Annotated in this window: 13 protein-coding genes and 2 pseudogenes; 2 read left to right on the top strand and 13 right to left on the bottom strand. The window is 74.4% G+C overall.

Annotated features, from left to right (window positions below; translation table 11 throughout):
• Together CCN72_RS03920 and CCN72_RS03915 are read right to left on the bottom strand one after the other, a co-directional pair.
• Positions 1-2,913: pseudogene (locus CCN72_RS03920) on the bottom strand (hypothetical protein); the annotation flags it as partial.
• Between the two features lie 370 nt (positions 2,914-3,283).
• Positions 3,284-4,075, bottom strand: coding sequence for an AraC family transcriptional regulator (locus tag CCN72_RS03915; protein ID WP_244174120.1), 792 nt, complete (start codon positions 4,073-4,075; stop codon positions 3,284-3,286).
• A gap of 96 nt (positions 4,076-4,171) precedes the next feature.
• Here CCN72_RS03915 and CCN72_RS03910 point away from each other — a divergent pair, with 96 nt between their 5' ends.
• Complete coding sequence (locus CCN72_RS03910) at positions 4,172-5,029, top strand: NAD(P)H-binding protein (protein ID WP_425276124.1); 858 nt, start codon at positions 4,172-4,174, stop codon at positions 5,027-5,029.
• Positions 5,030-5,061: 32 nt separating this feature from the next.
• Here CCN72_RS03910 and CCN72_RS03905 read toward each other — a convergent pair.
• The 11 genes and pseudogenes from CCN72_RS03905 to CCN72_RS03855 form a co-directional block, all read right to left on the bottom strand.
• Positions 5,062-5,483 (bottom strand): annotated as a pseudogene (locus CCN72_RS03905) (acyl-CoA thioesterase).
• A 97-nt stretch (positions 5,484-5,580) separates the two neighbouring features.
• Positions 5,581-6,222: a hypothetical protein gene (locus CCN72_RS03900; RefSeq protein WP_086806328.1), complete on the bottom strand. Its 642-nt coding sequence runs from the start codon at positions 6,220-6,222 to the stop codon at positions 5,581-5,583.
• 133 nt (positions 6,223-6,355) lie between these two features.
• The gene (locus CCN72_RS03895; protein ID WP_086806327.1) at positions 6,356-6,955 is read right to left on the bottom strand and encodes a histidine phosphatase family protein; all 600 of its coding nucleotides are present in this window, start codon (positions 6,953-6,955) and stop codon (positions 6,356-6,358) included.
• Between the two features lie 156 nt (positions 6,956-7,111).
• Positions 7,112-7,870 carry an SDR family NAD(P)-dependent oxidoreductase gene (locus CCN72_RS03890; protein ID WP_086806326.1) on the bottom strand — a complete coding sequence of 253 codons (759 nt, stop codon included), beginning with the start codon at positions 7,868-7,870 and terminating at the stop codon, positions 7,112-7,114.
• Positions 7,867-9,360 carry a condensation domain-containing protein gene (locus CCN72_RS03885; RefSeq protein ID WP_086806325.1) on the bottom strand — a complete coding sequence of 498 codons (1,494 nt, stop codon included), beginning with the start codon at positions 9,358-9,360 and terminating at the stop codon, positions 7,867-7,869. The genes CCN72_RS03890 and CCN72_RS03885 overlap by 4 nt, the downstream gene beginning before the upstream one ends.
• The gene (locus tag CCN72_RS03880) at positions 9,357-14,753 is read right to left on the bottom strand and encodes a type I polyketide synthase (RefSeq protein WP_086806324.1); all 5,397 of its coding nucleotides are present in this window, start codon (positions 14,751-14,753) and stop codon (positions 9,357-9,359) included. Before CCN72_RS03880 ends, CCN72_RS03885 begins: the two co-directional genes overlap by 4 nt.
• Before the next feature lie 42 nt (positions 14,754-14,795).
• Complete coding sequence (locus CCN72_RS03875) at positions 14,796-19,856, bottom strand: non-ribosomal peptide synthetase (protein ID WP_158101316.1); 5,061 nt, start codon at positions 19,854-19,856, stop codon at positions 14,796-14,798.
• A 60-nt stretch (positions 19,857-19,916) separates the two neighbouring features.
• Entirely contained in the window at positions 19,917-20,702 is a 786-nt protein-coding gene (locus CCN72_RS03870) for an ABC transporter permease (protein WP_158101315.1), read from the bottom strand.
• Positions 20,689-21,477 carry an ABC transporter permease gene (locus CCN72_RS03865; RefSeq protein WP_086806321.1) on the bottom strand — a complete coding sequence of 263 codons (789 nt, stop codon included), beginning with the start codon at positions 21,475-21,477 and terminating at the stop codon, positions 20,689-20,691. Before CCN72_RS03865 ends, CCN72_RS03870 begins: the two co-directional genes overlap by 14 nt.
• Positions 21,474-22,448: an ABC transporter ATP-binding protein gene (locus CCN72_RS03860; protein ID WP_158101314.1), complete on the bottom strand. Its 975-nt coding sequence runs from the start codon at positions 22,446-22,448 to the stop codon at positions 21,474-21,476. Before CCN72_RS03860 ends, CCN72_RS03865 begins: the two co-directional genes overlap by 4 nt.
• The gene (locus CCN72_RS03855; protein ID WP_143664036.1) at positions 22,445-23,584 is read right to left on the bottom strand and encodes a GNAT family N-acetyltransferase; all 1,140 of its coding nucleotides are present in this window, start codon (positions 23,582-23,584) and stop codon (positions 22,445-22,447) included. Before CCN72_RS03855 ends, CCN72_RS03860 begins: the two co-directional genes overlap by 4 nt.
• 482 nt (positions 23,585-24,066) lie before the next feature.
• On the opposite strand from CCN72_RS03855, the gene CCN72_RS03850 reads away from it, so the two are divergent.
• Positions 24,067-25,003, top strand: a 937-nt coding sequence (locus CCN72_RS03850) for an NAD(P)-dependent oxidoreductase (RefSeq protein WP_208637910.1), incomplete at its 3' end; no start/stop codon positions are given.

Here is a 25,003-nt window from a genome sequence, read left to right as displayed (position 1 = left end):
GAGGGTGGGGGCGGGCGGCGGGTCCGGGTCCGGATCCGCCAGGGCCTGTCGGCATTCACCGGCCTCCGCCGCGATGGTCGCGGTGAGTTCCTCATGGCCGGCGACGGCCGCGAGGATCTCGTCGTAGATCACCACGGCCTGGTCGCATCTGCCCTGCGCACAGCGGCAGCGGGCCCGCCACAGGGGCAGGGTCCATCGCGGTACCGCCGGATTGCCGCCGGCCTCGGCCAGGTCTCTCTCGGCCTCGTCCAGCATCCGCTCGGCCTCCGCGCACCGCTTCTGGACGAGCAGGACGTCCACCAGCAGGAAGCGGAGGCGCATCACGCTCGCGTCGGCGGGGTCGAATTCCGCGAACTCCTCGGTCAAAAGGTCCCGCAGCCCGGCCTCCGCCCGCTCCGGCTGGTCCGATACGACCTGGAGGCGCGACCGCTTCTCGGCGAACCGCACCAGGGTGTTGACGCGGTTGGTGGCGGTGGCGGTGTTCGCCCGGTACCAGTCCAGCAGCCCGTCGAGCAGGTCCACCGCCTCGTCCGCGCGGTCCTGCCGGGCGAGGTTGTCCGCCAGGTGCCGGATCATGTCGCGGTAGAGCGGCGAGCCCTCCTCGGCGGCTTCCGCCAGCCGCACGAGGATTCCGCGGTAGTACGTCTCCGCCCCGGTGAGCAGACCCGCGGCATCCAGGGCGTGGGCGGCCTGGTGGGCGAGGGGGATGTCGAGCGTCGCTTCCGGCCCGTCGGGCCCGGCCAGCAACTCACGTGCCCGTTCAGCCGCTTCGTCCGTCCTGCCCTGCTTCACCAGGACCTGCACGAGATCGGCGATGACCAGCACCGGCTTGGGCCGGGACAGTTGCCGCGCGGCCTCGGCCATCGCGCGCAGTTCCCGTTCGGCCTCAACCATCCGGCCGGCCCGGCGCAGCGCCGTCGCCCACGCCCGCCGGGCGGACACCGTGCGTTCGTCGGCGGCGCCGTAGTGCCGGATGTATGCCTCGTACACCTGCTTCGCCTCGGCGGAGCGGTCGCTGTCGTCCCAGTGGTCATAGCTGACGCGGCGGGCGGCCAGCCGGGTCGGATGCCCCTCGGGCAGGGCCGGGGCTCGCTCGCTCAGTGCCGAGGCCAATTCCCGCATGAGCGCGTGATTGTTGGACCCGGCCGCGTAATTGCGCGCCGCCATGCCCGCGCGCAGGAAGGCGACGAGCGCCTCCTCGGGTGCGTCGGGCACCTGGCGCAGGCCCGCCCGCACATGCGGAATCAGCAGCTGCCAGATCTTCCATGTCTCCGGGCCGGTCCCGAACAGGGCCAGCACGGTGGCGATCACCGAGGCCGACCGCCACAGGCGGGTCCGGGTACGCTCCGGGGCGTTGCGGATCTGGAGGGCGTTCGTCTCCAGGACCAGGGGGTGGGCCGTCAGACAGGTCAGGACGGCCACCGACTCCGTCCCGTGGTCGAAGGCCAGCGGTATGTCCTCCACGCCCAGCAGGCTCAGGTCCACCAGGGCCTCGATGGCGGCCTCGCAGCGTGCCGCGTCGCCGGGCAGCAGCTCGGGATCCTTCGCCAGAGCGGTGCGCAACAGGTCCATCGGGAAGGGCGCGCGCCCGAAGCAGGAGAGCAGCCGCATCAGCGGCCGGGCCTCGGGTATGCCCTGCCCGGCCAGCAGGTCGAGGCTCATCTCCCAGGTGCGGCCGACCAGGCGTCGCAGCCGGCGCTCGTCCGCGAGGCCGTCCGAACGCTCGCCGCGATCGAGCAGTTCGGCACCCAGCCGCTCCAACTCCCGCATATATCCGGCGAAGTCCCGCACCGGGCCGTGGTCGCCTCCCGCGGTGAGCAGCCCGATTCCCCGCCGTGCCCGGGCGAGGAACGAACCGGCCAGCCGCAACGCCAGTGGCAAGCCCCCGAGTTGTTCCGCGAGCCGCCGGGCATCCGCCTCGCTGCCCGCCGCGCCCGCGAGGTCGATCAGGACGGCCGCACCGTCCTCCGCCGCCAGGGTGTCCACCGGCCGGCAGGCCGCTGCGCCGCCCCACAGCGCCGGATTGCCGATCCGTGACGTGACCACGGTGAGACCGCCGTTGCCGGCCCGGATCCATCCCGCGCCGTCCCCCACCATGCCGTCCTCGGTCGAGGCCACCGACTGCTCGTCCAGATTGTCGACCACCAGCAGCCACGGCCGCTCCGCACCGTCGAGGGCGCGCCACACCAGGTCGGTCGCGCTCGACCGGCCGGACCACGCGGCGTCGATCTCGTGCTCGGACACACCCAGCTCGCGGGCGACCTGACGCATCCCGGTGCTGAGCCGGTCCCGGGAGGCGCCGGAGATCCAGAAGACATGGTGGCCCAGGCCGTGCGCGAACCGTGCCAGCCGCAGGGCCACGGTGGTCTTGCCGCAGCCGCCCAGCCCGTACAGCACCTGGATCCGGTCGGAGCCCTCGGCCAGGTCCCTTTCGAGCGCGGCCAGCAGCTCGTCGCGCCCGCGGACCCGGCCCGGCAGTTCACCGTAGGGCGCGCGGACCGAGAAGGTTCCGGGCCCGGTACCGGCCGTCTCGCGCGCGGCCGCCGTGATCCCGGGGGCCGCCGCCCCGGTGCCGTCCGAGCGGCCCCGCCGGGCGCTCTTCCACTCCCGCTCGCTCTCCTTCGCCGCCTCCACGGCGCGCCGCCACCGGGTACTGGCAGCCGCCCCGCCCACCCTGAGCAGCGCCGCCACGGTGGTCCAGGTCGGCGCGCGCGAGCCCGACAGCGCGTCCGAGACGGTGCTCCGGCCCAGACCGCAGGTGGCCGCGATGTCCCGGACACCCGTGAACCCCGCCTCGGCCAGCAGATCCCGCAGCCGCTGAGCCAACGTCCGTATCGGCTCCGGAGCCTGCGGATCGAGGGGCTTCAGCGCGAGTCCCCCCGTCGACGGCCTCCGCTCCCGGCTCGTCGTCATACCGCCCCTCCACCCCGTCGTGCCTGTCGACCGAGCCTACGTGGTCGGCGCACACGTCCGCCCGACGACCGCGCATGTCCGCACGCGGACACCTCGGACACCCGGACGGCGCCCGCCGTCCGCAGGTCACGGCCACCTTGTCCGAGCGCTGTCCGAACGAGCTCCAGGCCGGACGGGGACGCCCCGTAGACCGGAGTCACGGGGCCGGACAGCGGCCCCGAGCAGCGGGTTTCGGTGGAGAGAGGGAGGAACGGACGATGCACATCGTTCAGTTCATCGACCAGCACGGGGCGGAGATCGTCTTCGTGCTCCGGACGAGTGTGTCCGTGTGGCGTGCGGTACGACGGGCCCGGCGCGCCAGGGTGGCGTCTCAGCCGAGGCGCGCCCCGCAGGGGGAGCGTGCCGGGAGGCGGTCGGTGAAGTAGGCGCGGGGCGGGACGCCCATCAGGGCGCGGAAGTCGGTGGTCATGTGGGACTGGTCGTAGTAGCCGGTGGTGGCGGCGAGTTGGGCCCAGGGGGTGGTGGGGGCGCGGGTGATGATCGTGCGGACGCGGTCGATGCGGGCGTAGTGCTTGGGGGAGACACCGACGCCGTCGGCGAAGAGATTGCGCAACTGGCGTTCGCTGACGGCCAGTTCACCGGCCACCTCGCGGACCCGGGCGGGCGCCCGGTCCGGGTGCACGGACAGCGCGTCGACCCCGGCCCGCAGCAGCGCCGTACGGGCCGCGTCCACGGCGGGCAGCGACGCGGGCAGTGTCCCGGTGAGTTCCGGCAGGGGGTCGCGCGGCTCCAGGCGGTGCAGCGCGGCCGCGAGCCGGGACGCGGCCGCTCCGGGGAGCGCGGACAAGGCGATCGCACGGCCCACCAGTTCGGTGGCCGCGATGCCCAGCAGCGGCCGGACCGCGCCCGGCGCGAGCCACAACTCGACGCAGGAGACGCCCTGTTTGCCCGCGTGGTACGAGGCCCGCACGCGCGGTCCCACGGCGAGCACATCGCGCCGGCCGTCCGCGCGCATCCGCAGCACCACCTTGGTGGCGGCGGCGGGCAGATGGACGAGGGTCTCCTCGGGCCGCCCGGCGGGGGAGAACGCGCGCACCCCGGTGAACCAGGGGCGCAGGGGCTCGGGCGCGGGCGGCGCCCGACCGGCGATGGTGTTCGGCACCCCTCCACGGTAAGCGCGCCGACGGCCCGGCCGGGCCGTCGAACCGTGCCGGAATCTCCAAGAGAACGGCATCCCGCCCGGCCCATCGTGGACGGCATGATTCTTGTGACGGGTGCTACGGGCACCATCGGCGGCGCGGTCGTACGACAGCTCGCGGCGCGTGGGGAGAGGACGCGGGCGCTCACCCGGGACCCGGCGCGGGCCGACCTGCCCTCCGGTGTGGAGGTGGTGCGCGGGGACTACGCCGACCCGGGTTCCCTGACCGCCGCGACGGCCGGGGTGCGCGCGGTGTTCCTGGTGACGCCGCCCGGCCCCGCCGCGGCCCGGTACGACACGGCGCTCGTGACGGCGGCCCGTGCGGCAGGCGCCCGGCGGCTGGTGAAGCTCTCCGCCATCGGCACCGGTGATCCCGAGGTCGGCCGGTTCGGCGGCTGGCACGAGGAAGGGGAGCGGGCCGTACGGGAGAGCGGCGCCGCGTGGACCGTGCTGCGGCCGTCCTCCTTCGCCGCCAACTCCCTCGGCTGGGCGGCGGCGGTCCGCGCCGGGGAGCCGGTGCCCAACCTCACCGGTGACGGGGCCTCGGGCGTCATCGACCCGCACGACATCGCGGAGGTGGCCGTCGCGGCGCTGCTCGACCCCGGGCACGGCGGCCGGACGTACACGCTGACCGGTCCCGAGGCGATCAGCGTCCCGGGCCAGGCCGCCGTCCTCGCCTCGGTCCTCGAACGCCCGGTGGGCACACGGGATCTGACACCGGACGAGGCCCGGACGTTCCTGCGCACGGTCTGGGGCTTCGACGACACCCGGGCGGACGACGCGCTCGCCGGGATGCGGTACGTCCGTGACGGCGGCAACGCGCTGGTCACCGAGGACGTCCCCCGGGTGCTGGGCCGCCCCGCACGGTCCTTCCGGCAGTGGGCCGAGGACCACAAGGGGGCGTTCCGCGCCGCCTGACCGAGGTGCCCGCCCCCGATCCGTCCTCGTGGCTACAGGCCGAACAGGGCCGGGTCGGCGGCGAGTTCCTTGAAGACCTTGGCCGGGTCGGCGACCAGCTTGCGCTCCTTCAGGTCCAGCAGGCCGCCGACCCCGGTGACCTCAGCGCCAGGGTGCCGTCGGCCTTGCGCATCTCCTGGTGGATCTTGAAGGTCTTGCCGGAGGTCCACTCGAAGACGCAGGTCACGTCCACCTCGTCACCGGCGAGGAGTTCCCGCCGATAGCGGATGGTCGTCTCCAGGACCACCGGGCCGACACCGGTGCGCACCAGAGCGGTCTGGCCGATGCCGGCGGCCTGGAGCAGCGACCAGCGGGCGTGTTCGGCGTACTGGAGGTACACGGCCTGATTCAGATGGCCCTGCACATCGGTCTCGTACCCGCGGACGGTGACGCGGACGGAATACGGTTCGCTCACGGCTTTCCCCTCTTGCTCCGGTGCGGCGGCCGCTCCGGTACGGCGGCGCCGCCCACCCGGTGATCCTTCCACGCGTGGCGAAAGCGGCGTCCCCGGGTCAGGTGCGGCGCGGGGACGCCAGCAGGTAGCGCGCGCGGGTCCGCGGCTCGGTGTACTCGCCCGGCTGCCACCCCGCCCGCTCCAGTGTGTCCGCGCAGGCCGACAGGGCCGTCGCGTCCGGCGCGTACACGGCGACCGCCTCCGGCTGCGGGGTGGTACGCACCCGGTAGCCGGGGGTGGACGCCGTCTCCGGCTGGTGTCCGGCCGCTTCCAGGGCGAGGGCGGCGGCCCGCACCAGATGGCCGCGTTCCCAGCCGCACGGGCGGTCCGTCGAGCCGTCCGGGTTGGTCATCCGGCGCAGCTCCAGCAGGCCCTGCCACGCACCGCGCACCTCCCGCAGCCGCCTGGCCTCCGAGGGCGGCGCCGCCTCGCGCGCCCCGCCGACGCGTGCCGCGAAGACACCAGTGGAGGGTGCCGGTTGCTCCTGCTCCTGCTCCTGCTGCGGTGCCTCGGGTGAGCCCTCCCGTGTGCGATGGCCCGCCGGGGTCAGGAAGTGGTCGTGCGGCGGGCGCGGGTGCCGGAAGGCGAGGCCCCGCCGGACCAGCGCCGTGAGCTGCGCCTGCGTACCGCGCAACCGGCCGGTGACCGGGTCGGCCGCCTCGATCACCCGCCGCTGGGCGGCGGTCGGCTCTCGGCTCACGGTGCGCTCCCCTCCGGGCGTCGCCGGGTACGGCCGCCGGTTCGGCGACTCGAAGGGAAGCGTAGGACGAGGGTCTGACAACGGGGGCGCGAGGACGGCCGACTCGGAGGAGGGCATCACGCGCTGGTCGCGGTCAACTCGGTGGCCGGATGTTCCACCCCGCCACCACCGGCCGCCCGTGCTCCGTGCCGAGCCGGCACAACGTGCCCGTGGCCAGTTGGAACAGGGCGCCATGTTCGGCGGGGAGGCCGAGGTGGCGGGCGGTCAGGACGCGCAGGAAGTGGCCGTGGGCGACGAGCAGTACGACGCCCTCGGTGTCGCACAGGGCGGCGTCGACCTTGGCCAGCATGCGGTCGGCGCGCTCGCCGACCTGTTCCGGGCTCTCGCCGGGATGCTCGGGCGGGCCCGGCGCGACGCCGTCGGTGAACAGGAACCAGTCGGGGCGGGTGCGCTGGATCTCCGGCGTGGTGACGCCCTCGTAGCCGCCGTAGTCCCATTCGCGCAGGTCGGCGTCGACCCGCGCGTCGGGGACGCCGATCAGCTCGGCGGTCTCCCGGGCCCGGCGCAGGGGGCTGACGAAGGCGGCGCCGATGTGGTGCGAGCGGATCAGCGGCGCCAGCCGGCGCGCCTCCTGACGGCCGTGTTCGGTCAGCGGTACGTCGGTCCAGCCGGTGTGCCGTCCGGACCGCGACCACTCGGTCTCACCGTGCCGGACGAGAAAGAGGTCACCCATCCCCGCGCCTTCCCGCTCGTCTGGCAGCACCGTGCCACGGGGGACCGGCGCCCGCAGCACGGATTGCGCCGGACGGCCCCCAGCACGCCGGGCAGCCCCCGTTCACAAGATCAGCCGCTCATCACCCCAATCATCATCCGCCCATCATCCAAACGATCAGCTGCTCATCGCCCCGTCCACCACCAGATCGTGCCCCGCCACATACCCCGCCTCCGGCGAGGCCAGCCACAGTACGGTCCGTGCGATCTCCTCGGCGGAACCCACCACCCCGGCCGGACTCTCCGCCGCCATCCGCCGGTGCCGGTCCTCCGGGGTCTCGCCCGGCCGGGTCGCCCACATGGGGGTGTCCACCGGGCCGGGCGAGATCGCGTTGATCCGGACGCCCTCGGGGAGGAACTCCCGCGCCGCGGCCCGGGTGAGGGAAAGGACGGCGGCCTTGGACGCGGAGTAGGCGGCGAGCGGCGGGACCGTCATATGGGCGGCGTTCGAGGCGTTGTTGACGATGACGCCCCCACCGGCCCGCCGCATCTGGATGATCTCGTGCTTCATCAGCAGGAACGTGCCGGTGAGATTGGTCGAGATCACCTCGTCCCACTCGGCGGCGGAGAACTCGGTGAGCGAGCCGACCAGGGAGACGCCCGCGTTGTTGAAGGCGATGTCCAGCGCGCCGTACGCGGCCACGGTGGCGGCGACCAGAGCGCGCACCTCGTCCTCGGAGCGCACATCGCAGGGCACGGCGGTCGCCTCGCCGCCCGCCGCCCGGATCGCCGCCACCGTACGCTCCAGGCTCTCGGCGGTACGACCGGCCACCACGACCGCCGCGCCCCGGCGGGCGAACTCCACCGCCGTGGCCCGGCCGATCCCCGAGCCGCCTCCGGTGACGAGGGCGACCCGCCCCGTGAACCGCTCGGTCATACCGGCGTCCTCCAGTCCCCGATCATGCCGCGGAACAGCCCGTCCACGCCCGGCTCCAGCTCGCCCCGGCGCCGCACCGAGAGCGGCACCGGCGTGGGCTCCAGCGCGCCGACCGGCGTGGTGAGGTCCGCCGTCGTGGCCGCCAGCAGGCCGAAGAAGGTACGCGCCAGCTCGATCGCCGTCTCCTGTCCGACGAGCCGCGGCCTGTTCTCCAGCTCCAGGGCCAGCTCGCCGTGCCGCCGGCCCAGCGAGAACGTGACGTCGTAGCGTGCCGAGCCGGTCACCAGCTTGTTCGTGGCGAGCGTCCCGGACCCGAAACTCCGGGTGGGGGACGGGGTGTTCTGGAGGATGAACATGGTCTGGAAGCAGGGCGTGCGCTCCGGCTCCACCGGCGGCGCCAGCTCGTCGAGCAGCACACCGTAGGGGAGGTCCTGGTTCTCGTGGGCCGCCATGACCAGGCGGTGCGTGTCCTCCACCAGCCGGCCCACCGGCACCTCGGGCCGGAACGTGTACGGCATCACCAGCGTGTTCACGAAGAAGCCGACCACGTCCGCCCAGCGCGGATCGGTGCGGCCCGCGAAGGGCGTCCCGACGGCGAGCCGGTCGCATCCGGTCAGCCGCCGCAGCGCCAACTGGTAGACGGCGAGCCCCAGGACGAAGAAGGACGTACCGCACGCCCGCGCCGCCTGCTGGGCGTCCTGGACCAGACTCTGCGGCAGCCCCAGCCACGCCATGTCCCCGGCCCACCAAGGGGATTCGGGGTCCCGGCCGTCCTGCGGCCAGGGCAGGGGTGGGGTCGGGTCGGCCAACAGCTCGCGCCAGTAGTCGAGTTGGGTGTCGTGCAGGCCCCGGGCGATCCGGCGGCGCTGCCACACCGCGAAGTCCACGTACCGGTGCGCGGGCGCCGGACGGCCGGACGACCCCGACGACAGCGCGTCGTACCGGTCCGCCAGGTCCTCGAAGAAGACCGGGGAGGACCAGCCGTCGAAGGCGATGTGGTGGAAGTTGACGACCACCACCGTCTCCTCCGCCGCCAGACGCACCAGATGGGCCCGGGTGGTGGGCTCGGCCCGCAGCTCGAAGGGGCGCGCGGCCTCCACCGTCCCGATCTCCCGCAGCCGCCGCAGCCGTTCGGCCTCGGGCAGCGGGCGCAGATCATGGCGGAGCACGGGGATGTCACCGGGGTCGTGCAGCAGGGCGCTGAGCCGTCCCGCCGACTCCCCGAAGGACGCCCGCAGCGACTCGTGCCCCGTCACCACCGCCCGCAGCGCCCGCTCCAGCGTGTCCAGGTCCACCGGGCCGCGCAGCAGCACCGCGATCGGCACATTGAACGCCGCCGACTGAGGGAACCGCGCCTGGTACGCCCAGTGCCGCTCCTGCCCGAGCGAGGCCCGCCAGGCCGAACCGGCGCCCAGGGCCCGCGCGCGCTCGTCGTACGCCGTCATCGTGCTCGTGTTCGTGTTCGTGTTCGTACTTGTGCTTGCGCTCATGCTCCCGCCTCCTGCCGCCGGGCCACGACGACTTCGGCGAGCGCCGCCGGGGTGGGGGCGTCGAAGAGGTCGGCGACGCTCACGGCCACCCCGAACCGGTCCTGGAGCCGGGACGCCAGCTGCACCGCGGTGAGCGAGTCGCCGCCGAGGGCGAAGAAGTCGTCGTCGGGTTTGATCTCACCCGCGCCGAGCGTCTCGCCGAGCAGGCGTACGACGGCGGAGACGGCGTCGTCGGGATCGGACGCGGGGGGCAGCGGCGCAGGCTCCGCTTCGCCGGCCGACTCCGGTCGTACGACGACTGGTTCGGGCGCCGCCGCCCTGATTCCGTGGGCCTCTTCGGCCAGGGCTCCCCGGTCATCCGGTGCGACCGGTGTCCACTCCTCCGCGGGCACCACCGCCACCTGCGCCGGCACGTGCTCGGTCAGCAGCCGCATCAGCGCGTCGATGCCCTCGTCCAGGGTGATGCCCGAGGTCAGTCCGATCGGCGGCGCCTCGGGGGACGGCACGCCCCGGACGGCCGGTGCGGGTGTCTCCCCGGTGAGCGCGATCTTGGTGTAGCCGCTGACCACGACCACCGCCCGGCCCAGGTCGTCGTACAGCTCGGCGTCCACGGTGGAGCGGCCGGTCCGCTCCGGGCGGCGCACCATACGGGCCGTGAGGCGTCCCGGCAGCTCGCCGTAGACGACCGCCCTGCGGCAGGTGAACGGCACGAAGTCGCCGACCGGCAGGCTCAGGGCCAGGGAGCGGTCGAGGAGGACCGGGTGGACGGGGTGGGTGTCGAGGTCGGCGAGGTGCTCGGCGGCCAGTTCCAGGCGGCCCACCGTCACCTCGGTCTCCCGGTGGGCGGCGCGGACGCAGCCGAACCGCTCCCCGAACACGAACTCCGTGGCCGCGCCCTCGGGCGCGCCGGGGGTGACGGCCGGCCAGCCCGCGCCGAGCGTGGCCGGGTCGGTGCCCGGCCGGTCGGCGGTCAGGGCGCGGTCCACGCGGACCCGGGCCCGCGCGTGTGTGGTCGGCGGTGACCCGCCGGTCGCGGCCAGGACCGTCGCGTGCCAGGCGCCCTCGGCGGACTCCGTCAGGGCGACGGTGACGTCGGTCGGCTCCGTGACGAACAGCGGCTCGGACAGCATCAGGTCCTCGATGACGACGGGGTCGAGGTCGTCGGCGCCGCCCGCCTCCCGTACGGCTCGCACGAGGAGGTCGAAGTACGCGGCGCCGGGCAGCAACGCCCTTCCCTGGAGGCGGTGTTCGGCCACCAGCCAGTCGTCGGGCGCGAGGACGGTGCGCCAGTGGGTTCCGCCGTCCGGTGCCGGGTGGTCCGGGGTGGTGCCGGCCATTCCGATGCCGTGCCAGGCGGGCCAGTTGACGCTCACGGTGACCGGGGCGCCGGGCGGGGTGCCGATGGCGACCGCGTCCATGAAGGCGTTCGCCGCCGCGTAATCGGCGCTGCCCAGCAGGCCGTTGAGGGCCGCCCGGCTGGAGAACAGGGTCAGGAACCGGACGCCGGGCGTGGCGGCGACCAGCTTGCGCAGCACCAGGGTGCCGGTCACCTTGGCGGCGAGGACCGCCTCCATGTCCGCCCGGGAACGGGTGCGCAGCAGCCCGCCGCCCGCGACGCCCGCGGTGTGCAGCACACCGTGCACGGCGCCGTACCGGGCGCGCAGTGCGTCGAAGACGCCGCGCATGGCCGCCGCGTCGCAGACGTCGGCCGCGTGCAGCGTGACCTCGGCGCCGGCCGCCTCCAGCGCGGCGACCACCGGGGCGATCCGCTCCCGCCGCGCGGGCCGGTCGGCGCCCCGGCCCAGCAGGGCGAGGCGCGGACGCAGCCCGGTGTGGGCCAGCGCCCGGGCCACCGCGAGCCCGAGGGCGCCGAGCCCGCCGGTGACGAGGTAGACGCCGCGCTCCTCCAGCAGGGTGCCGACCGGTCCGTCGGCCGGGTACTCCGTGCGGTCCGGCAGCCAGCGGCGGGCGCCGCGCAGGGCCACGGCCGCGTCGGCCGTGGCGGGAGCGGCGAGTTCGGCGGCGAGCACGGCCGCGGGAACGTTGCCGACATCGATCAGCCGCACCTGCCCGGCGCCCGTCTCCAGCGCCGCCGACCGTGCCAGCGCGCAGGCGGCGGCGCGCGCCGGGCTCAGCGGCTCGGCGCCGGTCACGTCCACGGCGGACCGGGTGAGGACCGCGAGGGGCAGCGGACGGTTGTCCGCGTCCCGGCGCCCGGCGGCCGCCTGGAACAGTTCGACGAGGGACCACAGGGACGCGTCCAACGCCGTCTGGGATGTCCCGCCCACCGGGCCCGACTTGTCCGGGTGCGGCTCGGCGAAGGCGCGGCCGTGCACCAACAGGCGTACGTCTACAAAGTGTTGGGCCAGGTGGTCCAGATAGGCGGTGACGTCCTCGGGGTGTCCGCGCCGTAGCGTTCCCCGGTAGTCGGCGGCCTCGTACGCATCGCCCTCGGCGACCGGGACGGCACGGTAGCCCGCCAGTTGGACGGCGGTCAGCAACTCCCGTGCCGCGTCCGGCTCTTCTGGGGTGAGCACCAGGGCGTGCCCACGGCTGCCGGGGGTGCGGCGCGCGGCGGCCGGCACATGGCGGTCGGGCCGCCAGCCGGGCAGCGCGAGGACGGGACGCCCGGGGGCCGGGGCCTCCCGCGCCGGTTCCTCCGGTACGGCCTCGCGCGGGGCCTGCTCCGGTACGGCCTCCCGCGCGTCCCCTGCCGCGGAGGGTGCCGCCGCCGGTCGCCCGCCCGCCGCGTACGGCAGCCAGAACTCCCTTCGCCGGTACGGATACCCGGGCAGCACCACCCGGTGCGCGTCCTCGGGGCGCGGCAGCGCCTCCCACTCCACATCGGCCCCGTCGCACCAGGCGTGGGCCAGCGCCGTCAGGAAAGCGGCCCGGTCGCCGTCGGCCGCGTCCGCGGGCCTGGGCAGGCAGCCGACGGCACGGTGACCGGCGTCGCGCAGTCCGGGGTGGCGGCGGATCAGGCTGGACAGGGCCTGGCCCGGGCCCACTTCGAGGATCCGGGCCGCCTCCTCGCCCGCGAGGGTGTCCAGGGCGTGCCCGAACAGCACCGGTTCCACGAGCTGTTCGGCCCAGAACCGGGGCGAGAGGGCCTGGGCGTCCGTGAGCGGGCGGCCGGTGGCGGCGGAGAGCACCGGGATCTCCGGGGCGCGCAACGCGCAGCCCGCCAGCAGATCGGTCAGTTCCGCCACCGCGGGCGCCATCATCGGGGTGTGGAAGGCGTGCGAGGTGGACAGCAGCCTGCCCTGCACCCCGCGCCCGGCGAGGAGCTCCCGGAAGGCCGCGACGGACTCGGCCGGGCCGCCGACCACCACCTGCCCCGGGCCGTTGACGGCGGACACCGCGACCCCGGGCACGAGCAGCTCGCGCACCACGTCCTCGCCGGCGGCCACGGCGAGCATCCGGCCGGGCGGCATGCCCTGCATCAGCTCCGCCCGGCGGGCGACGAACCGTACCGCGTCCGCGAGCGGCAGCACCCCGGCAAGGGTGGCGGCCACCACCTCGCCCACGCTGTGCCCGACGAGCGCGGCGGGCTCCACACCGAGCACACCAAGACTCCGCGCGAGCGCGAACTCGACGCTGAACAACAGGGGTTGGGCGTGCACCGTACGGGCCACGGCCGCGGGGTCGGTCTCCTGCTGCCACATCGTGACCAGGTCGGCGCCGAGGGCGTCGGAGAACATTCCCAGGCACTCGCGCATCCGGGTGTCGAAGTCGGGCAGCTCGGCGGCGAGGCCCGCCGCGGCCCGTGGATGCTGGGAACCCTGCCCGGGGAGGGCGAACACCGGGCGCCGGGGGGTGCCGTCCGACAGGGCGGTGGGCGCCGTGTCCGGGTCGGCGAGCAGCCGGGCGGCCTCGGCCGGGCGGGTGAAGGTCAGCGCGGCGCGCACGGGCAGCGCCCGGCGCCCCGTCTGCGCGGTGAGGGCCACATCGGCCGCGGCCCCGTCCGGCAGCGCGGCCAGCGACGTGGCCAGCCGGGCCCGCACCGCGCCCTCCGCCTCCCGGTCGGTGCCGCTCCACACCAGCAGTTCGGGGCGTTCCGGGCGCTCGGACGGCGGGGCGGGGTTCGGGGCCTCCTCCAGGACCACATGGGCGTTGGTGCCGCCGAAACCGAAGGAGCTGACGCCCGCACGGCGCGGGGCCCCGGCCGTGCGCGGCCAGGGCAGCACCGCGTCGGCCACCTTGAACGGGGTCTCCTCCAGGCGCAGTTGCGGGTTGGGCGTACGCACGTTGATCGTGGGCGGGATGCTCTCGTGGCGCAGTGCAAGGACCGTCTTGATCAGGCCGACGATGCCGGAGGCCGGACCCAGATGGCCCAGGTTCGACTTGACCGAGCCGATCGCGCAACTGCCGCTCCGCAGCTCGCCGTCGGCCACCGCCAGCATGGCCTGGTGCAGCCCGTGCACCTCGACGGGGTCGCCCATCTGGGTTCCGGTGCCGTGCAGTTCGACGTACGACACGGTGGCCGGGTCCACGTCGGCGACGGCGAGTGCCTCGGCGATGACCCGGCTCTGCCCCTCGGAGCTGGGCGCGGTGAAGCCGGGGCGCGCTGCGCCGTCGTTGTTGACGGCGGAGCCCCTGATCACGGCGTGCACCGGGTCGCCGTCGGCGAGCGCGTCGGCGAGCCGCTTGAGGACCACCACACCGCCGCCGCTGCCGAAGACCGTGCCGCTCGCCTCGGAGTCGAGCGGCCGGCAGTACCCGTCCGCGGAGTCGATGCCCCCGGCCACATGGCGGTAGCCGCGCCCGTACGGCGTCTCGATCTCCACGCCGCCCGCGAGCGCGATGTCGCAGTCGCCGAGCCGGAGCGCCTGGCAGGCCAGATGGGTGGCGACCAGGGAGGTGGAGCAGGCGGTGCGCACATTCAGGCTGGGGCCGTCGAGGCCGAGCCGGTAGGACGTGTACGTGGCCAGGTAGTCGATGTTGTTGGAGACCAGCGCGACCATGTCGCCGACCTGGGCGAGGAGTTCGGGGTCGGCGCGGATGTGGTCGTCCACGTAGGTGTCGCTGGCGCAGCCGCCGTAGACGCCGATCTCCCCGTCGTAGCGGGAGGGTTCGTAGCCGGCGTGCTGGAGCGCGGTCGAGCACAGTTCGAGGAAGAGCCGGTGCTGCGGGTTGCGCAGTTCGCTCTCGCGCGGGGAGATGCCGAAGTAGGTGTGGTCGAAGCCGCCCACGTCGTCCAGCAGGGGCCGGGCGGCTATGTAGTGCGGGTCCTTGATCAGGGCCGGGTCCTCGCCCGCGGCCAGCAGTTGTTCTTCGCTGAGCCGGTGGATGCTGTTGCGTCCCGCGAGGAGGTTGCGCCAGAACTCGTCGGCGTCACCCGCGTCGGGGGCCCGCACGGACAGTCCGATGACCGCGATGGCGTCAGTGCTCACTGCTCCGGTGCCTTTCTCGCTGGGGAAGGGGTGACCGTGGGGTCAGCGCTTGTTCTGGCGCCCTCGGCGCAGAGCGGAGCGGACCGCGCGGCGGGCGTCGCGCTCGTCGGCCGCCGAGTACGGCGTCGCTTCGCGGCGTGATGCCTGGACGGGTGGGGTGCTGGTGGTGGTGTCCCTGCCGAGGTGGGCGGCGAGGGCCCGGGGTGTCGGGAAGCGGAAGACGTCCGCCAGGGTGAGCGCGAGCCCGTCCGCCGAGACCAGCCGGTGGTACAGCTGGAGCAGGCTCATCGACACCATGCCCGCGTCGAAGTAGACGGTGTCGGGGGTGAGTTCGCGGCCGGGCGGGCACAGGCTCCGGGCGCGCTCGGTGATCAGCCGGGCGAGGTCCCGCCGGTCCCCGGTCGCCGCGCCGGGTGCCGGATGTCCGGGGGCGCCGGTGGGGCTCTCGCCGCGTCGGCTCTTCAACTCCTCCAGCAGCCGCGGTATATCGGCCTTGCCGTTGCGGTTCAGGGGGAGGGCGGGCAGCCGGATCCAGTGCGCGGGGTGCTGCTGGCGCGGCAGGGTCCGGGCGAGTTCGGCCGCCAGCTCGTCGGTGCCGCCGAGGGCGGTGCCCGCGACCCAGGCGAGGAGGCTCCCGGGGTGGTCCGGGTCGATGGCCACGGCACAGTGCTCGACCCCGCGCAGCCGGGCCACGGCGCCCTCCACCGCGTCCAGTTCGACCCGGTGGCCGCCGAGGGAGACCTGCCGGTCGGCACGGCCCACCAGGGTCACGGCACCGTGCCGGTCGCGGCGGGCCAGATCCCCGGTCGGGTACCGGCGCAGGCCGCCCCCGAGGTCCGTACCGGCCCGTCGGACGGGTGCGTTCAGATAGCCGGGGGACAACGCCCGCCCCACCACGATGAGTTCTCCCACCTCGCCGGTGAGCGCCGGGCGCCCCGACGCGGTGACGATCTCCAGCCGCCGGTACGGGGTGCCCCGTCCGATGGGCACGGTGGCGCGCGGTCCGTCCTGCGGGGTCCACCGGTGCAGGCTGCTGGCCTGCGGGGTCTCGGTGGTGCCGTAGAGGTTGAACAGGGCGGCTTCGGGGGCGAGGCGGGTGGTCTCCTCGGCGCGGGTGTCGTGCAGGGGCTCGCCGTGGAACACCACGGCCCGCACCGAGGGCAGGACGCGGCCGTCGCGGACGGCGGCGAGGATGCCGGCCTGCGAGGGCGTCAGATGCAGCACGGTGGCACCTGCCTCGGCCAGCAACTCCAGGTGCTGGTCCGGTCGTTCCGCCTGCCCGTGGCCCGGCAGCCGGACCTGGGCGCCGAGGGTCAGCGGCAGCAGCAGGGTCCGCAGTACGGGGTCGTGGGCGGGCGGTGTCGTCAGGCAGAAGACATCCTCGCCGCCCAGACCCAGCTCGGCCGCGTACCAGGCCAGCGGCTCGGGAAGCGCGTCGGCGGGCAGTACCACCGGCGCCGGGCTCCCGGACGTCCCGGAGGTGACGATGAGATGACCGGGCGCGTCCGGCGCGAACTCCCGCTGTCCGCCGGCCGGTTGTATCGACAGGGGCCGGTCGACACGCTCGTACGGCACTCCCGGCACCGTCTCCGGGCCCGTCCCCAGCACCAGCGCGGCATCGGCCGCGTCCAGCACCTCCCGGCGCCACGGCGCGGGTGCCTCCGCGTCCACCAGCAGCACCGGGCACCCGGCGTACCAGGCGCCGAGCAGTGCCACGGCGAGCCCTCCGGTACGGCGGGCCAGCACCGCGACGGTCCGGCCGGGCTCGGTCCGCTCCCGTACCAGGGCGCCGACCCGGCGCACCCGGTCGGCCAGTTCCGCGTACGTGACCGTGCCGTCGGACCCGACCAGCGCGGGCCGCCCCGGCCCCCGCTCGGCCTGGGCCAGCACGGCACGGACCAGGTCGGAGCAGGTGCGGCGGGGCTCCGGGGCCGGAGTCAGCGAGGCGGCGGGCGCCTCCGACTCGGCGAGCACCGACAACAGGGCTTCCCTGCACGCCTGGAGGAAGTCCCCGGCCGTGTCCGCGGCCCAGAAGTCCGTGGCGTGGACGAGTCGCAGCCGGTAGCCCCCGTCGGGGCGGCGTGAGAGGTAGAGCCCGAGGTCGAACAGGGACCAGCGGGTCGGGGGTTCCTCGGCGACGGCCGGGTGGCCACCGAGAGCGGCGGGCGGCGCCGCCTGGGTCAGATCGTTGAACCACGCCTGGAACAACGGGTTCTCCTGCGGGGACCGCTCCGCCCCGACCTCCGCCACGATCTCGTCGAACGTCACCGCCAGGTGCTCGGCCGCGGTGAGCACCGCCTCGGCCACCGGCCCGAGCAGCGCACGTGTCCCGGCGCCCTCGGGCACGTCCACGCGCACGGGCACGGTACGCATGAAGAAGCCGACGGCCTCGTGCTGTTCGTCCGTCTCCCGCCCCGACATCGGCACGCCCACGAGCACACCGCGCCGCCCCGTCCAGGCGGTGAGGGCCCGGGCGTAGGCGGCGAGGGCGAGGGTGGCGACGGTGACCCGTTCCGCCCGGCACGCCTCGTCGAGACGGCGGCTGGTCCCCGCGTCGAGATCGGCCAGTGCCGCCGACCCGCGGTGGTCCGGGAGCCCGGTGCGCGGCCGGGCGTGCGGCAGCCCGAGGCGCTGTGGGGCGCCGTCGAGCCAGGAACGCCAGAACTCCCGGTCGGCCGCCCGCCGTTCGGCGGACCCGGTGCCTCCCGCCTCCTCCGGCGCCGAGGCCAGCGCGGCGCCGAACCCGACCGGATCCGGCAACCGCGCGGCGCGCCCCTCGACCCGCGCCGCGTACAGCTCGGCGAGATCGTGCTGGAGCACGTCCAGGGAGCGCTGGTCGCTGACCAGATGGTCGACGCTGAGCACCAACCACGAGGTGTCATCGGCCTCTTGGCGGAGCAGCCCGGCCGCGAGCCGGGGAAGCCGGTCGGGCGGGAAGGGCACGTCCGCGATCTCGGCGACGAAGTCCCGTACCACCGCGTCGGTGACCGCCCCGAGCGTGCGCACGGTGAACAACTCGGGCCCGCCCGGCGCCAGGACGCGCCGCCGAGGCTCCCCGGAAGACTCCAGGACCGTACGCAACGACTCATGGCGGGCGACCAGATCACCGCACGCCGCCCGCAGGGCCACCGGGTCGAGCGCGCCGCGCACCCGCAGCAGCCCCACCACGTTGTACGCCGGGCAGTCCGGGAACACCTGCTGCCAGAGCCACAGCCGCCGCTGCTCGGGGGCGGCCGGGCCGTCACCGCCGCCGGGCCCGGGGAGCGCGGGCCGGGCGCGCACTGGTGCCGTCTCGGGCAGCCGGGCCCGCAGGCCGGCGAGCGACACGTTGTCCCGCAGGAACACCGACAGCGGCAGCCGTACGCCCCACCGGCCGAGGATCCGTCCGGCGAGCCGGGCCGCGGCCAGGCTGTGCCCGCCCGCGTCGAGAAAGCCGCGCCCCTCGTCGTCGGGAGGGGAACCGGTGGCCTCCGCCCAGCAGCCGGCCAGATCGTCGGCGGGACCGCGCCCCTGGACCGGAGCGGCCAGCCGTTCCTCCGCCAGCGCCCGCAACGCCTTGGTGTCCTGCTTGCCGCTGCCGGTGAGCGGTACGGCCCCGACGGCGGTGAACAGCGCCGGCACGAACGCCTCGGGCAGCGCGGAGGCCACCCGGTCCCGCAACCCGCGCCACAGCGCCTCGTCCGCCTCCGTCCCCGGCGCGGGCACGACGAACGCGCACACGGTCGCCGCGCCGTCCGGACCCGGCGCCGCGACCACCGCGGCATCCCGCACCGGCGCGAGGTCCCGCAGCACGTCCTCGGTCTCCCGCAGCTCCACCCGCTGGCCGCGGATCTTCACCTGGTGGTCCATGCGGCCCAGGTACTCCAGGGCGTCGCCGCGCCTGCGCACCAGATCGCCGGTCAGATAGAGCCGGGGCACCGGGCACCAGGCGGGCGCCGCCACGAACGCCGCCTCGGTGAGGTCGGGCCTGTTCAGATACCCGAGGGCCAACGGGACGCCGCCGATCGCGAGTTGACCGGCCTCGCCCTCCGGCACCGGGCGCAGCTCCGTGTCCAGGACGACCAGCGTGCAGTTGTCGATGGGGCCGCCGATCAGCACGGTGTCCGGGTCCTGCGGGCACTGCCACGCGGTGACGTCGATGGCCGCCTCCGTCGGGCCGTACAGATTGTGCAGCCCGGCGTCGAGCACGGCATGGAAGCGTCGTACGAGACCGGGTGTCAGGGCCTCCCCGCTGCACACGACCGCGCGCAGCGAGACACACCGCTCCACGCCCGGCCAGCGCAGGAACTCCGCCAGCATCGACGGCACGAAGTGGCAGACGGTGACGGCGTGCCGGACCACCTGGTCCATGACCTCGCCGGGGTCGCGGTGCGCGCCGGGGGGCATCAGCACCTCGGTGGCGCCGCACACCAGCGGGCCGAGCAGCTCCCAGCCGGACACGTCGAACGTGGCGGGCGTCTTCTGGAGAATCCGGTCCCCGGGGCCAAACCCGTACGTCTCGCACATCCACAGCAGCCGGTTGCACAGGGCGCCGGAGGGGACGACGACGCCCTTGGGCTCGCCGGTGGAGCCGGAGGTGAACAGGACGTAGGCCGGGTGGTCGTCGGCGACATCGAGGAGCGGCACCCGCGGCGCGGCGGGCACCGGGCCCACCGGGTCCAGGCGCAGCACCCGTACGGCGTCCTCCTCGCCGCCGTCCAGGCTGTCCGCCGTCTCCCCGGTGACCAGTGCGAGCCGCGCCCCCGAACGGCGCAGGATGCCGAGCCGCCGCTCGCGCGGGTCCTCGGGGGCCAGCGGCAGATAGGGCAGACCCGCCTTCAACGCGCCGAGCAGCGCGCACACCAGGGCGCGCCCGCGCGGCACACAGACGGCCACGACGTCCCCCGGGCGGCCGCCGGCCCCGGCCAGGAGCCGGGCGACCGCGTCGGAGGCGGCCTCCAGTTCGGCGTACGTGACCGGGCCCGTCGCGTCGACGAGCGCCACGGCGTCCGGCGCGGCGGCGGAGACGGCCCGGACGAGCCCGGGCACGCCGTGGGGCGCCGGGCGGTCCCGGTCCGGCCCTCGCAGGATCGCACCGCTGGCCTCGGCCGTCGAGCCGTCCATGCGCATTCCCTTCCAGAGCGGTGAGGTGGGGCGGAGCCGGCCCGGTCGAGGGACGGGGCGTCAGCCGCCGTCCGTCGCGAGGCGGCGCGCCCTGCGGTCGTTGCGGTGCAGCAGCATCAGTCCGGCAATCAGCCAGGCGGCGCCGACCAGCGCCTCCAGGGCCGCCTGCGCCGCCCAGGGCCGGCCGTCGGCCAGGGCCCGCAGCGACTGGGCGCCATGGGTGAGGGGCAGCAACTGCGACACCCAGCGCACGGGCGCGATCAGCCGGTCGGTCGGCGCGATGATGCCGCACAGCACGAGCAGCGCGTACACCGCGAGGTTGGTCAGGACGGGGGAGGCGGGGTGCAGGGCGGCGACCGCGGCGACGGCGAGGCCGAACGCGGTGGCGCTGAGCGCGGTGAGCACGAACAGACCGGAGCCCTGGAGCAGCGCGCCCATCAGCCGCCACTCCTGGAAGAAGGCGCACACGCCGACCACCGCGACCAGCGCCGAGACCACCGCCTCCACGACGTAGATCCAGCACCGGGTGAGATGGACCAGGGGCAGTCCGGGCCCGCTGATCCGCACCCGGTACAGGGTGCCGGCGGCCAGGTCCTCGGTCATGCTGTCGGCCGCCTTGACGACCGCCGCGAGCGACAGGACGTGCACACAGGCGCCGACGATCGCGAACCGCCGCCCCGCGAGGCCGCCCGCGAGATAGCCGAGATAGGCGAGGAACAGGGGCTGGAGCACCGACCGGGGCACGGTGGAGCCGAGCAGGGTCTTCACCCCGTACACGGCCAGGTAGTCGCGGCGGGCCGCCCCGGCGACCGTCGTCAGCCCGCGCAGGCGTTCAGGAGAGCGCAAGGGTGCCTCGCTCCCTGGCCCGGTGCAGCACCGTGCCAAACGCCCAGCGGGCCAGCAGCGCGTAACCGCCCGTGGTGGCACACAGACACAGCCACGCGGCGGCGCTCTGCGCCCGGCCCTCCGCGGCGGCGGTGAGCACCTCGGTGGCCCAGCGCAGCGAGATCACATCGGGCACATGCCGCAGCCAGCCGGGCAGCAGCCGGATCGGTACGATCATGCCGCCGAGCAGCGACATCGGGTAGACCAGTGCCTCCGCGATCCGCATGGCGGCGGGCGTCAGCAGGAACAGGCAGCTCAGCAGCGCGCCGAGGACCAGGGCCGAGCCGAACGTGGCGAGGGCGGCCAGGACGAAGAGGGCCGGGTCGGCGATGCGCAGCGGCTCGCCGGTGAGCAGGCCGACGCAGCCGATGGTCACGGCGATCAGCAGGGCGCAGCGCAGGGCCGTACCGAGCGTCTTGCCGAACAGCACCGTGCCGAGGCCGGTCCGCCGGGTGAGGATGCCGGGCAGGGTGCCCTGCGCCAGCTCCTCGCGCAGGATCAGACCGGTCTGCCAGATGGCGCAGCTCCACAACGCCAGTACGCCGCAGCCCAGTTCGATCTGGCGGGCGGTCAGCAGGGAGTGCGGGCCGCGGGCGAGCAGGGTGGCCAGGCACAGCGCCGCCGGCACCACACAGCCGGGGATCACCGCGCTGAGGATGTGCTGCTGGCGGAGCTGGAAGACCATCGTGTGCCGCAGCACGGACAGGTGGGCGCGCGGACCGGACCCCGACGTCATCCGTCCTCCCCGGTGCGGGGACCCGCCAGCCGGTTGAACACCTGCTCCAGACCGACCGGTTGGACCCGTACGTCCTTGATCGCGCCCGCGGGCCACAGCCGGGACAGCTCGCGCAGGGACTCCGCGGTCCACTCGGCGACCTCGAACTCGGTGCGCCACAGGGCCTCTTCGCTCGCGCGCTCGCTGGACAGGGTCCGGATGCCGGATCCGCCGTCCCCCTCCGCCGTGACCGGGCAGGGGGAGCCGGACAGGACCACGACGGTGGTCGCGGCGCCGCTCTGCTCCAGCAGCGCGGCGAGCGGCAGATCGTGGCTGACAACGCCGCCGCGCAGGATCACCACCCGCGACGCCAGCCGCTCGATGTCCTGGAGATTGTGGCTGGTGAGCAGCACACCCACCCCCTCCTCGGGCAGCTTGGCGACGACGGAGCGCAGCCGCTCCGTCTCCAGCGGGTCCAGGCCCACCGTGGGCTCGTCGAGCATCATCAGCGCCGGGCGGGCCATGAGGCCGACCGCGAGATGCAGCCGCTGCTTCATGCCCTTGCTGAACGCGCCGACCGAGCGGTCCGCCACATCGAGCAGTCCCACCGAGGCGAGCGCGTCGCGCGCCGTGGGGCCGAGGGACTTGGTCGGCAGGCCCGACAGGGAGCCGAACAGCATGGCGTTGTCCAGGGCGGACAGCCTCGGGTAGAGCCCCCGGTCGCCGCCGAAGACGACGGACAGCCGGGTGCGGACCGCCCGCGGATCGGCCGCCACGTCCACGCCGTCGACCAGCACCCTGCCCCGGGTCGCCGTCAGCAGGGTGGCGATGATGCGCAACAGGGTGGTCTTCCCGGCGCCGTTGACACCCAGCAGGCCGACGATCTCCCCGCGGCCGACCGTGAAGGACACCTCGGACAGCGCGGTGACGACCTTCTTCCGGTCGACGTAGTCACGGCCCACGCCGTCCACGACCAGGGCGGGCGGCGTCACCGCGCCCCCTCCCGCGCGCCCGGCGTCCCGGACCCTTCCCAGGGCGCGGCCCACGGCTGCTGCCACTCCTCCTCGGGCAGCGCCCGCCGCCCGAAACGGCGCGGCCACTCGGAGGTGTCCGCCGGCTCCCTCCCGGGGAGCGGCGAGCCGGGCGCGGGCAGCGCGACCGACCACAGCGGACCGAGCCGGGCACCGCGCGCCAGCTTCGCCTCGTACGTCTCCATTCCGAGGTGGAGTCTGCGCAGGCCCTGCCGGTGCATGTATTCGACGGGCAGGTAGTAACAGAGCGCGTAATACTCGAAGGCTCTTCCGGTCTCCGCGTAGTCAAAACCCACCGCGCGCGCGTACAGCGTGTCGCCGAATTCATACATGAGTGAGAAACCGACGAGCCGTCCGGAACGGCGGGCGGTGAAGACTCTGGAATATTTTCCGAGCGCTTCGGCCTGTCCGGCGAGATATTCCCGCATTCCCTCGTCATGCGCCTCGTGGCCGTATTTCCGCTGGATCTGCCCAAGTAAGGGTGCGGCCTCCGTGTAACAGTCCGCCAGTTTTTCCAGGCCCAGTTCGTACCCGGCGGCACGGAATGTGGAGAACTCGTGACGGACGGCAATCCTCCGTTTACTGCTGAGTTTCCGCAGGTATTCGTCGAAGGATGAGCCGTCGGTGGTCACCGCCGCGTCGGCGCCGTCCAGGGCGACCGCCGCGCCGCGCTCCCACAGCAGCCGGGCGGTGCGGGTGGTGGCGAAGGGGAACAGCAGCCCGCGCGTGCCGCGGGCGGCGGCCCGCTCCAGTGCCGCGGCGAGCAGCGCGTCCAGCTCCGGGCCGGTGTCCGGGGCGGCGGGCAGTTCGTACCGGTATCCGCGGCGGGCCCCGGCGAGTGTCCAACTGCCTTCCAGGCCCAGCAGATCGAGATGCCGGCGGTGCGCGTAGTACGGGTTGTACTCGGTCTCCACGTCGTACAGCGGGAGGGCGCAGGCCAGTCGTCCGGGGTGGTCGGCGCGCCGGGCGAGGAGGTACTCGACGCCGGCTCCGGGCTCGCGCTCGACCGAGCCGAGCCATGCGTGCGACGCGTACAGCCCCCCGGGTGCGGCGAGGGCGTCCCACTCGGTCGCCGCGATCTCCGTCAGGGACGGCACGGCTCGCACCTCGAACGTGATCGGCAAGGTGCACCCCCTTCCGCTCGACATGGTTCATTGCAAGGAACCCATCAGAGATTTCGCCTCGACAGAGGGAAACCCAGCGCAGAGGAAAGGAGCACCGTCCCCCGACAGAACTTCATATTAGCCAGGCGCCGACGGCACATCGCAGTGACCCAGGTCACACGCTCCCCGGTATGTACCAATGGCCCCGAAACGTCATCGGGATCCTGCGGCAACCAATACGCAGTACCCCGTGAATCGCCACCGGATTAATTGCTTGCCTCGGCCGAACGGGGATGCTTAACTCCCGGGGATAACGGCCGGAGCTCGTGCGTCTTGACAGGTCCATAGGCTTGGGGGGAATCATCGACGGCGACTGCACGTCTGCAAGCCCCGTCGGGCCGGTGGTGCACACGGCTCTCACCGGGGAACTTTTACGGCTTTCCCGTCCACGGCTCCGGTCGGCATTCGGCCCCTCGGTGGAACTCCGCCCCTGGCAGGAGGCCCCGGAGCGGGACGGGGTCCTGCTGATGGCCCCGCACGAGCTGTCCGCGGCCCGGCGCGCCGAGGTCCTGCGCTCCGTCCGCTGGTCCTGGGTCCATCTCACCTCCGCCGGCGCCGACTTCATCGACCTCGCCGAGTGGCCCGCCGACACCCTGCTCACCCGCAGCTGGCGCTGCTACGCGGCGCCGCTCGCCGAGTACGCCCTGCATGCCGTGCTCACCCATGAGTGGCGGCGTGGCACGCCCTGGCAGGAGCGGGACACCCGCTCGGCACCGGCCCCGGACGCCCCGCCGGTCCCGGCGGGAGCCAGCACAGGGGGCGGGACCGGGCTGTGGGGTGCCGAGGTCACCGTCGCTGGATGGGGCGCGGTGGGGCAGCGCCTCGCCACCGTCCTCGACGCGCTCGGCGCCCGGGTGACCGTGCTGCGGCGCAGCCCCGAACCGGGCTCTTCCTTCCGTCAGACCTCCGACCTCGGCCGGGCTCTGGACGCCGACCATCTGGTGGTGGCGCTGCCCCTGACCGCCGGCACCCGGCACCTGTTCGACCGGGCCGCGCTCGGCCGGGCCCGTCCGGGCCTGCACCTCGTCAACGTCTCCCGCGCGGCCATCGTCGACCAGGACGCGCTCACCGAACTCTGCGCGGCGGGACGGCTGTTCGCCACCCTGGACGTCACCGACCCGGAACCCCTGCCGACCGGACACCCGCTGCGGTCGCTGCCCACCGTACGGCTCTCACCGCATGTGGCATGGCGCAGCCGCGACAGCGACGCGGCGTTCGCCGACGACTTCGCCACGATCTGGGCGGCGCTGGCCGACTCCGACACCTCGGCGTCTCCCGACCCCTCGGCAGCCGCGGGCTCCTCGGCCGACCCCCACTCCTCGCATGCCCCCGGTATCGCGCATGCCCCCGGCA

Origin of the sequence: Streptomyces murinus (assembly GCF_002154555.1) — a bacterium.
GTDB classification, from domain to species: Bacteria; Actinomycetota; Actinomycetes; order Streptomycetales; family Streptomycetaceae; genus Streptomyces; species Streptomyces murinus.
The sequence above is the reverse complement of the archived record's forward strand: the minus strand, read 5'-3'. Positions and strand labels throughout refer to the sequence as shown.

Bases quoted from the DNA above. Each gene is read 5' to 3' on its own strand.
- CCN72_RS03875 (WP_158101316.1), bottom strand. From the start codon at position 19,856: ATGGACGGCTCGACGGCCGAGGCCAGCGGTGCGATCCTGCGAGGGCCG.
- CCN72_RS03910 (WP_425276124.1), top strand. From the start codon at position 4,172: ATGATTCTTGTGACGGGTGCTACGGGCACCATCGGCGGCGCGGTCGTA.
- CCN72_RS03895 (WP_086806327.1), bottom strand. From the start codon at position 6,955: ATGGGTGACCTCTTTCTCGTCCGGCACGGTGAGACCGAGTGGTCGCGG.
- CCN72_RS03885 (WP_086806325.1), bottom strand. From the start codon at position 9,360: ATGAGCGCAAGCACAAGTACGAACACGAACACGAACACGAGCACGATG.
- CCN72_RS03890 (WP_086806326.1), bottom strand. From the start codon at position 7,870: ATGACCGAGCGGTTCACGGGGCGGGTCGCCCTCGTCACCGGAGGCGGC.
- CCN72_RS03865 (WP_086806321.1), bottom strand. From the start codon at position 21,477: ATGACGTCGGGGTCCGGTCCGCGCGCCCACCTGTCCGTGCTGCGGCAC.